Below are 14,142 nucleotides of genomic sequence, written 5' to 3'. Positions count from 1 at the left end.
AGCGCTTCGAGGGGACTGACCCCGGTTTTTGCTGGCGCCATCAATTCGCTGGCAAAGGACCGGGGTCAGTCCCCTGACCTTGCCGCTGGCAAGCACTACCACTATTCCTTACCGGGGACAGACCCCTGCGGATCGACCGTGGTTTGTGCCATCGATCTTTACTTCACGACCCCGCCCAGTCCCGTGTCGGCATGGTGCCGCCTGTGCGGCGCCGTGCCGGAGATGCGCAGCGCGAACGTGCGCAGCAGCACGTAGAACAGCGGCGTGAGGAACAGCCCGAAGAAGGTGACACCCAGCATGCCGGCGAACACGGCCACGCCCATCGCGTGCCGCATCTCGGCGCCGGCGCCGCTGGAAAACACCAGCGGCAGCACACCCATGATGAACGCGATCGACGTCATCAGGATCGGCCGCAGCCGCAGCCGGCACGCTTCCAGCGCGGCCTGCACCACGCTGCGGCCATGGTCTTCCAGCTCGCGGGCGAATTCCACGATCAGGATCGCATTCTTCGATGCCAGCCCCACCAGCACGAACAGTGCGATCTGCGTGAACACGTTGTTGTCGCCGCCGGTCAGTTTCACGCCGACCAGCGCGCACAGGATCGACATCGGCACGATCAGGATCACGGCCAGCGGCAGGGTCCAGCTTTCGTACTGCGCGGCCAGCACGAGGAATACCAGCAGCACGCACAGGGGGAACACGTACACCATCGTGTTGCCGGACAGGATTTCCTGGTACGTCAGTTCGGTCCATTCATAGGTGATCCCCTTGGGCAGCGTGTCGCGGGCCAGCGCCGTCATGGCTTCCTGCGCCTGGCCGGACGATACGCCGGGCGCGGGGCCGCCGCTGATGTCGGCCGCCAGGTAGGCGTTGTAGCGGTTGACCATGTCCGGCCCGTACGTGTCGCTGATGCGCATCAGCGACGACAGCGGGATCATTTCTCCCTTGTCGCTGCGCACCTTCAGCTGCGCGATCTGCTCGCGCTGCGAGCGGAACGGCGCATCGGCCTGTACCACCACCTGGTAGGTCCTGCCGAACTGGTTGAAGTCGTTCACGTACAGCGAGCCGAGGTTGATCTGCAAGGCCTGGTACACCGATTGCAGCGGCACGCCGAGCTGCTTGGCGCGGGTGCGGTCGACGTCGGCGAACAGTTGCGGCACGTTGATCTGGTAGCTGGAAAACACCCCGGCCAGTTGCGGCGTTTGCCATGCCTTGGCCTGCAGCGCCTGCACCGCGCCGTACAGCGCGTCGTAGCCGAGGTTGCCCCGGTCCTCGACCATCATCTTGAAGCCGCCGATCGATCCCAGGCCGTTCACGGGCGGCGGCGGGAAGACCATGATGAACGCATCCTCGATCGCCCCCAGCCGCTTGTTGACCTCGACCGCGATGGCGTCGCCGGAGAGATTGGCCGACGTCCTTTCGCCGAACGGCTTCAGGCCGATGAACACGATGCCCGTGTTCGGCGCGTTGATGAAACCGTTGATCGACAGGCCGGGAAAGGCCACCGCGTCCATCACCCCCGGCACGTCCTTGGCGATGGCCGACATGCGGCGGATCACGGCGTCGGTGCGGTCCAGCGCGGCCGCATCGGGAAGCTGCGCGAAGCCGACCAGGTACTGCTTGTCCTGCTGCGGCACGAAGCCGGATGGCACGGCGCGGAACACGAACACCGCCGCCACCGTCAGTGCCAGGTACACGCCGATGCCGAGGCTCTTGCGCGCCATCACGCCCTGCACGCCACGGCCATAGGATGCCGATGCGCGGCCGAAGAAGCGGTTGAACCAGCCGAAGAACGGCCCCAGTACCTTGTCCATCGCGCGTGTCAGGCGGTCCTTCGGCGCATCGTGCGCGCGCAGCAATGCCGCCGACAGCGCCGGCGCCAGCGTCAGCGAGCACAGTGCCGAGATCACGGTGGAGATCGCGATGGTCAGCGCGAACTGGCGGTAGAACTGGCCCGTCAGCCCCGCCACGAAGGCGATCGGCACGAATACGGCGCACAGCACCAGCGCGATCGCGATGATCGGGCCGGAGACTTCCTTCATCGCCTGGATCGTCGCATCGTGCGGCGTCAACCCTGCGGCGATGTTGCGCTCGACGTTCTCCACCACGACGATCGCATCGTCGACCACGATGCCGATCGCCAGTACCAGGCCGAACAGCGACAGCGTGTTGATCGAAAAGCCGAACAGCAGCATCACGGCGAACGTGCCGACGATCGATACCGGCACCGCCAGCAGCGGAATGATCGATGCGCGCCAGGTCTGCAGGAACACGATCACCACCAGTACTACCAGCGCCACCGCCTCGAGCAGCGTGTGGATGACGGCGCGGATCGACTCGCGCACGAACTGCGTGGGGTCGTAGACGACCTGCCATTCCACATCCTCGGGGAAGTCCGCTTCGAGTCTCTTCAGCGTGGCGCGCACGTCGTCGGACAATTGCAGCGCGTTGGCGCCCGGCGCCTCGAAGATGCCGATCGCGGCCGCCGACTTGTTGTTCAGCAGCGAACGGAGCGAATACGAGTTCGAGCCCAGCTCGACGCGGGCCACGTCGCGCAGCAAAGTCACGGCGCCGTCGTCGCCGGTGCGCACGATGATGGCGCCGAACTCGTCGACCGTCTTCAGGCGCCCGGTCGTGTTGACGGTGAGCTGGAACTGCGACCCCCTGGTGGGCGAGGCGCCGACCACGCCCGCTGCCACCTGCACGTTCTGTTCGCGGATGGCATCGGTCACGTCGGCAGCCGTCATGCCGCGCGCGGCCAGCTTCTGCGGGTCGATCCACACGCGCATCGCGTAGTCGCCGGCGCCGAACAGGATCACTTCGCCCATGCCGGGAATGCGCGCCAGCTGGTCCTTCACGTTCAGCACCGCGTAGTTGCGCAGGTAGACGTCGTCGTAGCGGCCCTTCGGCGACACCAGGTGGGCCACCAGCGTCAGGTTCGGCGACGACTTGGCCGTCGTCACGCCGATCTGCCGCACTTCCTCGGGCAGCCGGGGCAGCGCGCGCTGCACGCGGTTCTGCACCTGTGTCTCGGCCTGCTCGACGTTGGTGCCGACCTTGAAGGTGACGGTCAGCGCCAGCGCGCCATCGGAGGTGCCCTTGGAATCCATGTACAGCATGTGCTCGACGCCGTTGATCTGTTCCTCCAGCGGCGCGGCCACCGTTTCGGCGATCACCTTCGGGTTGGCGCCGGGATACTGGGCACGCACCACCACGGAGGGCGGCACCACTTCCGGATATTCGGAAACGGGCAGTGCGGCGATCGACATCAGGCCCGCCACGAAGATCAGGATCGACAGCACGGCCGCGAAGATGGGCTTGTCGACGAAGAAGCGGGGGAAGTTCATCGTCAGCCCGCCTTCGGCTGCGTTGCCGGATCGCCGCCGGCCCGTGCCGGCGCATCCGGATCGGTATCCATCGGCACCAGCTTCGGTTGCAGCGGCGCACCGGGACGCACCCGCTGCAGGCCGCCGACGATGACCTGCTCGCCGCGCGCCAGCCCCTTGCGGACGATGCGCAGGCCATCCGCCGCCGGCCCCAGCACCACCGGCCGGTACTCGGCCTTGCCGTTCCTGACGACGTAGACGAACTTGCGGTCCTGGTCGGTGCTCACGGCGCGGTCGTGGATCAGCAGCACGCGCGCGGCGCCGCCGCTGCCTTTGCCGTGATCGCCCGCTGCGATCTGCACGCGCGCGAACAGGCCGGGCACCAGCGTGCCGTCGGCGTTGGCAAAGGTGGCGCGCATGCGCACGCTGCCGGTGGCCGGGTCGAGACGGTTGTCGACGAATTCCAGCCTGCCTTCGTGCGGGAAGCCCGTTTCGTTGGCCAGGCCAATCCGCACGCGCACCGGCGCCTGCGCCGCGGCGTCGCGCCGGGAACGCACGCGCAGGTAGGTATCCTCGTCGCCGTCGAAGCTGGCGTAGATGCGGTCCGTCGATACCACGGAGGTCAGCACGGCATTCTGGTCGACCAGGTTGCCGACCGTGATCTCGGCCTTGCTGGCGCGCCCGGCGATCGGCGCCGTCACGCGCGTATAGCCGAGGTTCAGGCGTGCCGTTTCCACTTCGGCCTGGGCCGACCGGGCCGCCGCATCCAGTTCCTTTTGCGCGGCGGCGCGTTCGTCGAATTCGCGGCTGGCAATCGCGCGGTCGGCCAGCAGCCGTTCGGCCCGTTCCAGCTCGACCTTGGCCAGCCCGGCCCGCGCCCTGGCGGAATTCACGTTGGCTTCGGCCCGTTCGAGTTCGGCCTGGTAGGGGCGCGGATCGATCGTGAACAGCGGCTGGCCCTTTTTCACCAGTGCGCCGGGCGTGAATTGCACGGCGGTGATGTAGCCGGGTACGCGCGGGCGGATCTCGACCCGTTCGACCGCTTCGAGGCGGCCGGAAAACTCCTGCGTCTCGACGATGTCTTTCTCGATGACGGTAGCGGTGGAAACGGGGGCGGGCGGCGGTGCGGCGGCGGGCTGGCCACCGGCGCGGTCGCAACCGATGAGAAGGAGCGCGGGGATCACCAGGGCGGCGGCCGCGCATAGCGAGCGATGCAAAGGCTGGCGGGACGGTTCGGACATCGCTTTACCCTCCGGAAACGGCAGGTATGCCGTGCACCAGTGTAGGGCGAGCTGGGGAGGGCGGCTTCTCCCTAAAGGAAGACGATCAGGTTCGACAAGCTGAGCGGCTGCAGGTAGCGTGATGGCCTGGGAAGTGAATGACGCCTGTTGCGCGAATGCCGGGAGGGGAATGCTGGGGGATGCTGCGAGGGGAATGCCGCGGATGCCTGACGCGGATACCCGGTACGGAAACTTGGTGCAAATTCTTGGTACGGATACTAACTGCCGGTATTTATCGCTGGTGCTTGCTACGGATACTTATTGAATCAATTGCGGATTATTTACAACAGAAAGAAAAGAAGGGCGCCGGTAATGCGATGCCGGCGCCAGGCATTGCACGGTCAGTGCACGGACGCATTGGTCAGTTCTTTGAGTTCCCGGATGCTCAATTCCGACTTCTCATGCATGCGCAGCAGGATGGTTGCCCCGACCGCCAGCTTGCGATGCCGGATCTTGCTGATGATCGGCGGCTGCACCTCGAGCACCCGGCACAGCTCGGCGTCGTTCTTGAGGTTCATCCGTTCGATCAACGTATCCAGCAACTTGTTCGGCACGAAGCTGGAAGGCTCCAGCGCCCGCGCCCGGTTCATTGCTTCGATGAGTTCCATTTTCTTTTGCCTTACGCTCATTTGCTCCTCCCTGAGTAGATCGTGAAAAGGCGTGGGGCTTGTTGGACTTATAAATATATTGATAACCAAGCAAGTTAACTAAATCATACTACGGCTGGAAAAAAAAGCGCGCGTCCTATACAAAAAATATGACGTGTTAATGACCAAACGGCTTGACACCCGTAGCATCCTGCAATCCAGCTCGCGTAAGGATGAGCGTGCGGTCGGCCATCGCGGCAGCCGCTTCGGAATGAGTGACCATGATCGTGCAGGCCCCGCTGGCGCGGATTTCCGTACGCAGTACGCCGAGCACGGCATGGGCGGTGTCCGGGTCGAGGTTGCCGGTGGGCTCGTCGGCCAGCACCAGCGCGGGGCGGTGCACCAGCGCCCGGGCGATCGCTACCCGCTGCATCTCACCGCCGGACAACTCATGCGGATAGCCGTGCTCGCGCCCCGCCAGGCCGACGGCGCCCAGCATCTCGGCGGCACGCGCCTGCGGCAGGCCGTTGAGCAGCAGCGGCAGCGCCACGTTCTGCAGCAGGGTCAGGTGGGGAAGCACGTGGAATGCCTGGAAAATGAAGCCCATGCGCTGGCGGCGCAGGCGGGTGGCGGCATCGTCGTCCAGCGACGCCATCGCCACGCCGTCGACGAGGATCGGCGCTTCGACGCCGGGATCGGGGTGGTCCAGGCCGGCGATCAGGTTCAGCAACGTCGATTTGCCGACGCCGGAGTCGCCCATGATGGCGACGAATTCGCCGGCCCGGAAGCGGTACGACAGTTTGGACAGCACCGGGCGGTTGCCGCCATACGACTTGCTCAGATCGCGCAATTCCAGCATCGGTTTCCCTGCAGTAGTTGGTTTTTCAGCGGGTTAGCAGGCGGCGCAGCCAGAAGCTGGCGCCATCCACCAGGGCCACCAGCAGCAGCATGGCCAGGATGACAGTGGCGGCCTTTTGCATCTGGAACAGCGACAGGTGGTATTTCAGCATCTGGCCCAGGCCGCCGGCGCCGACCACGCCGAGAATGGCGGCGGCGCGGATATTGTTTTCCCAGCGATACAGCGTGTACGACAGCATTTGCGGCAGCGTCTGCGGCAGCGTGGCGTAGAAAAACGCCGCCATCGGCGTGGCGCCGTTGGTGCGCAGGCTTTGCTCGGGCAGCGGCGTGGCGTTTTCCAGCGCGTCGGCGAACAGGCGGCCCAGCACGCCGGCGGTGTGGGCGCCCAGCGCCAGCGTGCCGGGGAACGGGCCCAGGCCCGCGGCGATCAGCAGCACGGAGGCCCACACCAGTTCCGGGATCGAGCGCAGCACGTTCAGCACCGCGCGTACGACGCTTCGCAGCGGGCGGCCGAAGCGGCCGGCCGCCGGAATCGCCAGCAGTACGCCGGCCAGTACCGCCAGCAGCGTGCCGACCGCGGACATCGCCAGCGTTTCGGCGCTGGCGATCGCCGTTTTCGTGAGGAAGCCGGCGGCCATTTCCGGCGGCGCGAAACCGCCGATGAATTCAGCCACGCTGGCGACCGCGTCGGCGGTGAATAAATCGGCGAAATGCAGCGGCAGGCTGGCGAAGCTGGCCACGACCAGCGCGGCCAGCAGCAGCGCCAGGAAGGTGCCGGACCAGCGGCGCGGCGGCGCGGAGGGCATGCGTGGAGCGTTCATCCGAGGCGCTTCCTCAACTGTTTCGATACCAGGTCGGCGCAGGCGACCAGCAGCACGAAGACCAGCAGCATCGCCGATACTTCGCCGCCGGCCAGCATCTTCATCGATTCGTCCATGCGCTGGCCCAGGCCGCCGGCGCCGACGAAGCCCATCACGACGGACCCGCGGATCGCGCATTCCCAGCGGTACACGGTGTACGACACCAGTTCGGATGCCGACTCCGGCAGCGCGCCGTACAGCAGCGCGGCCAGGCGCGAGCCGCCATTGGCCAGCAGCGTGTCGCTGGCGTGCCGCTCGGACGATTCGAGGATTTCGGCATAGACCTTGCCCAGCATGCCGCTGTAGGTGAGGGCGATGGCCAGCACGCCGGCGGTGGGCCCCAGGCCGATGATGCGCACGAACAGCAGCGCCCACACCAGTTCCGGCACGCTGCGCAGCAGCACCAGCAGCCAGCGCACGCCCTGGCGCACGGCGCGCGCGGGCAGCGCCATGCGCCCGGTGCCGAGCCGCGAGATCGACAGGCGCTCGGTGATGACCAGCGTGGCCGGAATGGCGCCCAGCAGCGCCAGCGTCAGGCCGGCCGTGGCGATGGCCACCGTCTGCCAGGTCTCGCGCAGCAGCAACTGCAGGAACTCGGGCGAATGCGCCGGCGGCAGGAAGTCGGCGAGGAAGCGCAGCGTGGCGGCCAGGCTGTCGCCATCGAACAGGATGGCGGGCTTGAATTCGCTGGCCACCAGCATCGGCCAGAGGACCAGCAGCGCCACGACCGTGTACGTGACGCGGCCGCGCCAGGCGGGATCGGGGTGGCGCGCGGAATAGGGGGCGGCGGGAATACTCTGCATTGGATCGGCTGACTGGATCGACTAACTGGCTCGGCTGGCGGCGGGCGACATGGCTGGCGGCTACAGGCAGGCACCGACGGCCAGCTTGGCAGGCAGGTCGTCGGGATGCGGCATGTTCGCCGGCGGCTGTTCGTTCAGGTACAGCTCGTCGATCATCGCCTGCGTGACCTGTTCGCGAGGCAGGTCGAACACGATGCGGCCTTCCTTCAGCGCCACGATGCGGGGAAAATGGGCCAGTGCCAGGTCCACCTGGTGCAGGCTGCATACGAGGGCGGCCTTGCGCGCCGCCGCTTCCTGCTGCAGCGTCGTCAACGTCAGCTGCGACAGCGCCGGATCGAGCGCCGACAGCGGTTCGTCGACCAGCAAGGCATGCGCCGACGACAGCAGCAGCCGCGCCAGGCCGCAGCGCTGGCGCTCGCCGCCGGACAGCCGGTCGACGCGCGCATACAGCTTGTCGCCCAGGTTGAAACGGGACAGGGCGCGCCATGCGGCCTCGGGATCGGCCGGCCTGACCAGCGACACCAACGCCTGCCACAGGCTCCATTGCGGCAGCCGCGCGGCGAGGACAGCGGTGACCACGCGCTGGCGCGGCGGCAGCGGCGGCGTCTGCGGCGCCAGGAACAGCCGCGCGCGCAGCTTGTGCCGCTCCCGTTCGGACAGGCGCCACGGATCGGTGCCGAAGGCCTCGAAGGTGCCGCCGTCGGGCGCATGCCCCACCGACAGCGTGGCCAGCAGCGTGGTTTTGCCGGCGCCGGAAGGGCCGATCAGCGCGAGCTGTTCGCCCGGCCGCACGGCCAGCGTGATGTCTTGCAGCGCATACGCCCGCGTGCCGCCCGCGTGGCGGGCGGACAGGCCGTCGAGCCGATATACCGGCGTCTCTGCAGGCACGCTTACGCGGTCGGACTGCACGTTACTTCTTCAGCAGGCCGGCGTTCTTGGCAGCCGTTTCGATGGCCCCGTAGTTTTCCGGTTTGGTGGGAATGAATTTCGTGGCGCGCTGCAGTTCCAGGATTTCCTTGCCTTCCGGCGTGGACGGATCCAGGGCCAGGAAGGCATCCGTGATCTTCTTCTTCAGGTCGGCCGGCATGTCGGCACGCACCGTCCAGTTGTAGTCGTAGTAGGTGGGCGTGGTGTAGAACACGCGCACTTTCGACGGATCGACCTTTTTCTCGCCGACCAGCTTTTCCCATACCGAGATGTTCAATGCGCCCGCATCGACCTTGCCGCCGGCGACAGCGGCCACGGTGGCGTCGTGCGCGCCGGAGAAGGCGATGCGCTTCAGGTCGCTGTCCGGATCGACCTGCGCGGCCAGCAGGAACGAACGGGGCATCAGGTGGCCGGACGTCGACGATTCGGAACCGAACGACAGCGTCTTGCCTTTCAGGTCGGCCAGCTTCGTGATGGACGGCGACGTGGTGATGAACACGGAACGGAATTTCTCATCTTCCACGCGCTGCACCAGCGGCACCACCTGGCCCTTGCTGCGATCCTTGGCCTGCACGAACGTGAAGCCGCCGAACCAGACCATGTCGAGCTTCTTGTTGACCAGGCCTTCGACGGATGCGGCGTAGTCGGTAACCGGCGTGAACTCGACCTTCAGGCCGGTCTTCTTCGACAGGTACTCGCCCAGCGGCTTGAACTTGCGCTGCAGTTCGGTCGGCGCCTCGTCCGGAATGGCGGACACGCGCAGCACCTGCTGGGCGTGGGCGGACAGGGAAAGCAGGGTGCCGAGGGCGAATGCGCCGAGCGCACGTTGGAAGGTAGGTTTCATGACCAGGAAATAAAATTGTTATTGAATGAAAACGCGGAATGAAAACGCGGAATGAAAACGCGGAATGAAAACGCGGAATGAAAAGCAGAATAAAAAAACGGAACGAAAAACGCTCACGGACGGTTCAGGGGAACCTGCCAGGGTGCCCTTGCGGACTCTCTGCCGTGCCGCTCTGCCATGTGTAATTGAGTATCATAGCAAAACTGCCTTCGCCGGCCTGCCGTTAACAAGATCGACCGATAAGAACAGGAACAGCGCCATGCCAATGACCAGTACCGCCACCGCGCTACGCGTGCCCTCAGCCAGTATGTCCAGCAGACCCGGTAATTCCGATATGTCCGATATGACCGCCATGACCGCCATGACCGGGCCGCACGGCGACCGCGCCACGATCGCCGAGCTCGGCGCCGGACTGCTGGCCCCGCAAGCACGCACTTCGCCGAAGTACCTGTACGACAGCCTCGGATCGCGGCTGTTCGAAGCGATCTGCGAACTGCCCGAGTATTATCCCACGCGTACCGAAGCGGCGATCTTTGCCGCGCACGGCGCCGACATCGCCCGCCGCATCGGCACCGGCAGCACGCTGATCGACCTGGGCGCCGGCAATTGCGCGAAGGCTGCCAGCCTGTTCCCCTTGCTTCAGCCGCAACAATACGTGCCGATCGACATCTCGCGCGATTTCCTGAACGAGGCGGTCAGCCGGCTCCGGCAACGTTTTCCATCGATTGCCATGACGGCGCTGGCGCTCGACCTTTCCGGCCCGTTCGCGTTGCCGCCCGCCGTGAACGCGGCGCGCAGGGTGTTCTTCTATCCCGGTTCCTCGATCGGCAACTTCGCACCGCATGAAGCCATCGCCTTCCTGCGCCGGGTGCGCGAGAACACGTCCGCCGACGGCGGCCTGCTGATCGGCGTCGACCTGGTCAAGGATGCGGCCGTGCTGGATGCCGCCTACGACGACGCGATCGGCGTCACGGCCGCGTTCAACCTGAACATGCTGCGCCACGTGAACCACCTGGCCGGCGCCGATTTCGATGTGCGCCAGTGGCGCCACGTGGCCTTCTTCAATGCCGAGGAAAGCCGCATCGAGATGCACCTTGAAGCGCGTACCGCGCTCACCGTGCGCTGGGCCGGCGGCGAGCGCCGTTTCGCCCGTGGCGAGCGCATCCACACCGAGGACAGCTACAAGTACACGCCCGACAGCTTCGCCGACCTGCTGGCGCAGGCCGGCTTTGCCGCGGATGCGGTATGGACCGACGATGCAGGCTGGTTCGCCGTGATGCACGCGCGCGCGGCGGCGGCATAGGGGCCAGGAGGACAGCATGCAACTGAACGATCCGGCCGTGTGGACGGCCCGCTACCGCGCCGTGCGCGAACATTCGCTGGCGCTGGCCGCGCCGCTGTCCGACGAGGATTGCGGTGCCCAGTCGATGCCGGACGCCAGTCCGATCAAGTGGCACCTGGCGCACACCACCTGGTTCTTCGAGACCTTCATCCTCGAGGCGATGGAGGGCGATTTCCAGCCATTCCACCCGGCGTTCCGGGTGCTGTTCAATTCGTACTACAACGGCGTGGGGCAGAAGCATCCGCGGCCGCAGCGCGGCTTGCTGACGCGCCCGCCGATGGCGCAGGTGCGCGCCTACCGGGTCGATGTCGATACCCGCATCGCCGCGCTGATCGGCAGCGGGCTCGACGCCGATGCGCGTTCGCGCCTCGCCGCGCTGCTCACGCTGGGCCTGCAGCACGAACAGCAGCACCAGGAACTGATGCTGACGGACGTGAAGCACCTGCTGGCGCAGAATGGCCTGTATCCCGAATATCGTGCCGAACCGTTGCCGGCCGCTGCGCCGGCCGCGGCGATCGCCTGGCTGCCGTTCGACGGCGGCGTGACGCAAATCGGTTACGACGGCGACGGCTTCTGCTTCGACAACGAGCTGCCGCGCCACCGCCAGTTCGTGGAACCGTTCGCGCTGGCATCGCGGCTGGTGACGAACGGCGAATACCTGGCGTTCATCGAGGCGGGCGGCTATCGCGATGCGGGCTTGTGGCTGGCCGAAGGGTGGGACTGGATCGGTGCGCAGGGCCTCGACAGGCCGCTGTACTGGCACCGCGGCGACGATGGCCAGTGGCATGAATTCACGCTGATGGGCTTGCAGCCGCTGGATCCGCACCGGCCGCTGGCGCATGTCTCGCTGTTCGAGGCGGACGCCTACGCGCACTGGGCCGGGGCCAGGCTGCCGACCGAGGCGGAATGGGAACACGCGGCGCGCAGTGCCGGCGTGAAGCCGGGGGCGCCGCCGCCGTTGCCGCACCCGGGCGGCGCCACGCCGCCGGAAGCGTTGCACGACATGTTCGATCACTGCTGGCAGTGGACCAGCAGCAGCTATGCGCCGTATCCCGGCTTCAGGCCGGCGGCCGGTGCCATCGGCGAGTACAACGGCAAGTTCATGGTGAACCAGTACGTGCTGCGCGGCTCGTCATGCGCCACGCCGGCCGGGCATGCGCGGGCCAGCTACCGGAATTTCTTCCCGGCGGGAGCGCGGTGGCAGTTTACGGGGATACGGCTGGCAAGGTGAGCAGCTGGTGTCAGACATTTTTTTCGGGTGCATTATCCGAAAAAGGTGTCTGACACCGGTTTCCCGCGCGGCTTCGTGAACGCCAGCGAAAACCGGTGTCTGACACTATTTTCCTGCGAAAAATAATGTCAGACACCAGGCACAAAAAAGCGCACCGGGGTGCGCTTTTTTTTTCAAGCCAGCCCGATCAGGCCGCGGCGTCGCTCGCCGTGGCCGGTGCCGCTTCCTTCTGCTGCAACTGGCGATTCACCGCCGACAATACCGCCTTGAACGATGCCGTCACGATATTGCTGTCGATGCCGGCGCCAAACAGCGTCGGGCCGTTGTCGAGGCGCAGTTCGACGTAGCAGGCCGCCTTGGCGTTGGCGCCGTGGCCGATCGCGTGCTCGTGGTAGTCCATCAGCTTGACGTCCAGGCCCAGCGCGTCGACGAACGCGTCGATCGGGCCGTTGCCGCCGCCCTGCAGCGCCAGCGTGGCGCCACGGTGCAGCAGGCCGATGTCGATCTGCACCGATTCATCGGCGCTGCTGTCTTCCACCATCTTGTGCGCCACGTAGGCATACGGCGAGGTCTGCGCAAGGTACTCGCGCTCGAAGATCTCGTGGATGCCGTCGGACGTGATTTCCAGGCCGGTCTGGTCGGCCACGGCCTGCACGGCGCGCGAGAACTCGATCTGCAGGCGGCGCGGCAGCACCAGGCCGTAGTCCTGTTCCAGCAGGTAGCTCATGCCGCCCTTGCCGGACTGGCTGTTGACGCGGATCACCGCGTCGTAGCTGCGGCCCAGGTCGGCCGGATCGATCGGCAGGTAGGGGATTTCCCACTCCGCGCCCGGCTGCTGTTTTGCAAAACCCTTCTTGATCGCGTCCTGGTGCGAGCCGGAGAATGCGGTGAACACCAGGTCGCCCACGTACGGGTGGCGCGGGTGCACCGGCAACTGGTTGCATTCCTCGACGACCTTGCGGACCGAATCGATGTCCGAGAAGTCCAGGCCCGGATGGACGCCCTGGGTGTACAGGTTCAGCGCCAGCGTGACCAGGTCGACGTTGCCGGTCCGTTCGCCATTGCCGAACAGGCAGCCTTCGACGCGCTCGGCGCCGGCCAGCACGGCCAGTTCGGCCGAGGCGACGGCGGTGCCGCGGTCGTTGTGGGGATGGACGCTGATGATGACCGCATCGCGGCGCTCGATGTTACGGCACATCCATTCGATCTGGTCGGCGTACACGTTCGGCATGCTGCATTCCACCGTGGTGGGCAGGTTGACGATCATCTTCTTTTCCGGCGTGGGCTGCCAGATCGCGGTAACCGCGTCGACGATCTGCTTGGAGAAGTCCAGTTCCGTCGTCGAGAACGATTCCGGCGTGTATTCGAAGGTCCAGTTGGTTTCCGGGTGCTGGGCCAGCAATTCCTTGACCAGCGTGGTGCCCGTGGTGGCGATGTTCACGATCTCTTCGCGCGACATGTTGAACACCACCTTGCGGAATACCGGGGCCACCGAGTTGTACAGGTGGACGATGGCGTTCTTCGCGCCGGCCGCGGCCTGCACGGTGCGGCGGATCAGTTCGTCGCGCGACTGGGTCAGCACGATGATGGTCACGTCGTCCGGGATGCGGTTCTCGTCGATCAGCTTGCGCACGAAGTCGAAATCGGTCTGCGATGCCGAAGGGAAGCCCACTTCGATTTCCTTCAGGCCCGTCTTGATCAGCAGCTCGAAGAAGCGAAGCTTCTTCTCCACGCTCATCGGCTCGATCAGCGCCTGGTTACCGTCGCGCAGGTCGGTGCTCATCCAGATCGGCGGCGTGGCGATGGTCTTGTTCGGCCAGGTGCGGTCGGCCAGCTGGACGGGCGGGAAGGCGCGGTATTTCGCGGCAGGGTTCTGCAACATCATGGTGTACTCCTGGGTTCTCGAATTTTGTCGGGCAAACCGACGCTGTCAGTAGCGTTACTTCGGTCGCGTGCATGTGGCGGAGGGCTGCCTGGTGGGCCACGGGGCGCTAGACCAGGCAACCGGTCGCTAGCGATAGCGATCGCATCAGCGACGGTGCGCGTGCGATGGTTGCGACGGTAGGGCAATGGATGGCGGGCAT

General features: G+C 66.0%; 11 protein-coding genes. 2 read left to right on the top strand and 9 right to left on the bottom strand.

Going from position 1 to position 14,142, the window contains the following annotated elements:
* Positions 1-158: 158 nt before the first annotated feature.
* The 8 genes from FHS02_RS13075 to FHS02_RS13040 form a co-directional block, all read right to left on the bottom strand.
* Entirely contained in the window at positions 159-3,347 is a 3,189-nt protein-coding gene (locus FHS02_RS13075) for an efflux RND transporter permease subunit (protein WP_137317129.1), read from the bottom strand.
* Positions 3,348-3,349: 2 nt separating this feature from the next.
* Complete coding sequence (locus FHS02_RS13070) at positions 3,350-4,567, bottom strand: efflux RND transporter periplasmic adaptor subunit (RefSeq protein ID WP_137317130.1); 1,218 nt, start codon at positions 4,565-4,567, stop codon at positions 3,350-3,352.
* A 380-nt stretch (positions 4,568-4,947) separates the two neighbouring features.
* Positions 4,948-5,235: a hypothetical protein gene (locus FHS02_RS13065; RefSeq protein WP_131146637.1), complete on the bottom strand. Its 288-nt coding sequence runs from the start codon at positions 5,233-5,235 to the stop codon at positions 4,948-4,950.
* A gap of 136 nt (positions 5,236-5,371) precedes the next feature.
* On the bottom strand, positions 5,372-6,052 hold the full coding sequence (locus FHS02_RS13060) for an ABC transporter ATP-binding protein (RefSeq protein WP_137317131.1): 681 nt from the start codon (positions 6,050-6,052) through the stop codon (positions 5,372-5,374).
* A 25-nt stretch (positions 6,053-6,077) separates the two neighbouring features.
* Positions 6,078-6,872, bottom strand: a complete 795-nt coding sequence (gene phnE, locus FHS02_RS13055) for a phosphonate ABC transporter, permease protein PhnE (protein ID WP_137317132.1) — start codon at positions 6,870-6,872, stop codon at positions 6,078-6,080.
* Positions 6,869-7,714 carry a PhnE/PtxC family ABC transporter permease gene (locus FHS02_RS13050; protein ID WP_137317133.1) on the bottom strand — a complete coding sequence of 282 codons (846 nt, stop codon included), beginning with the start codon at positions 7,712-7,714 and terminating at the stop codon, positions 6,869-6,871. Before FHS02_RS13050 ends, phnE begins: the two co-directional genes overlap by 4 nt.
* Positions 7,715-7,774: 60 nt before the next feature.
* Complete coding sequence (locus FHS02_RS13045) at positions 7,775-8,623, bottom strand: phosphonate ABC transporter ATP-binding protein (protein WP_229422441.1); 849 nt, start codon at positions 8,621-8,623, stop codon at positions 7,775-7,777.
* 1 nt (position 8,624) lies between these two features.
* The gene (locus tag FHS02_RS13040) at positions 8,625-9,485 is read right to left on the bottom strand and encodes a putative selenate ABC transporter substrate-binding protein (protein WP_137317134.1); all 861 of its coding nucleotides are present in this window, start codon (positions 9,483-9,485) and stop codon (positions 8,625-8,627) included.
* 334 nt (positions 9,486-9,819) lie between these two features.
* Between FHS02_RS13040 and egtD the strand changes: the two genes are divergently transcribed.
* The gene (gene egtD / locus FHS02_RS13035) at positions 9,820-10,788 is read left to right on the top strand and encodes an L-histidine N(alpha)-methyltransferase (RefSeq protein ID WP_371861443.1); all 969 of its coding nucleotides are present in this window, start codon (positions 9,820-9,822) and stop codon (positions 10,786-10,788) included.
* Between the two features lie 16 nt (positions 10,789-10,804).
* Entirely contained in the window at positions 10,805-12,058 is a 1,254-nt protein-coding gene (gene egtB / locus FHS02_RS13030; protein ID WP_137317136.1) for an ergothioneine biosynthesis protein EgtB, read from the top strand.
* A gap of 187 nt (positions 12,059-12,245) precedes the next feature.
* Here the strand turns inward: egtB and leuA are convergent, their stop codons facing one another.
* On the bottom strand, positions 12,246-13,943 hold the full coding sequence (gene leuA, locus FHS02_RS13025) for a 2-isopropylmalate synthase (RefSeq protein WP_137317137.1): 1,698 nt from the start codon (positions 13,941-13,943) through the stop codon (positions 12,246-12,248).
* Between the last annotated feature and the right edge of the window lie 199 nt (positions 13,944-14,142).

The sequence above is a fragment of the Pseudoduganella umbonata genome (assembly GCF_014192225.1).
Lineage (GTDB): Bacteria > Pseudomonadota > Gammaproteobacteria > Burkholderiales > Burkholderiaceae_D > Rugamonas > Rugamonas umbonata.
Note: the sequence above shows the minus strand (reverse complement) of the source record. Positions and strands in the feature narration are given on the sequence as shown.

Excerpts from the sequence above, each read along its gene's own strand:
- FHS02_RS13075 (WP_137317129.1), bottom strand. The coding sequence starts at position 3,347 with ATGAACTTCCCCCGCTTCTTCGTCGACAAGCCCATCTTCGCGGCCGTG.
- FHS02_RS13070 (WP_137317130.1), bottom strand. The coding sequence starts at position 4,567 with ATGTCCGAACCGTCCCGCCAGCCTTTGCATCGCTCGCTATGCGCGGCC.
- FHS02_RS13065 (WP_131146637.1), bottom strand. The coding sequence starts at position 5,235 with ATGAGCGTAAGGCAAAAGAAAATGGAACTCATCGAAGCAATGAACCGG.
- FHS02_RS13060 (WP_137317131.1), bottom strand. The coding sequence starts at position 6,052 with ATGCTGGAATTGCGCGATCTGAGCAAGTCGTATGGCGGCAACCGCCCG.
- phnE (WP_137317132.1), bottom strand. The coding sequence starts at position 6,872 with ATGAACGCTCCACGCATGCCCTCCGCGCCGCCGCGCCGCTGGTCCGGC.
- FHS02_RS13050 (WP_137317133.1), bottom strand. The coding sequence starts at position 7,714 with ATGCAGAGTATTCCCGCCGCCCCCTATTCCGCGCGCCACCCCGATCCC.
- FHS02_RS13040 (WP_137317134.1), bottom strand. The coding sequence starts at position 9,485 with ATGAAACCTACCTTCCAACGTGCGCTCGGCGCATTCGCCCTCGGCACC.
- egtD (WP_371861443.1), top strand. The coding sequence starts at position 9,820 with ATGTCCGATATGACCGCCATGACCGCCATGACCGGGCCGCACGGCGAC.
- egtB (WP_137317136.1), top strand. The coding sequence starts at position 10,805 with ATGCAACTGAACGATCCGGCCGTGTGGACGGCCCGCTACCGCGCCGTG.
- leuA (WP_137317137.1), bottom strand. The coding sequence starts at position 13,943 with ATGATGTTGCAGAACCCTGCCGCGAAATACCGCGCCTTCCCGCCCGTC.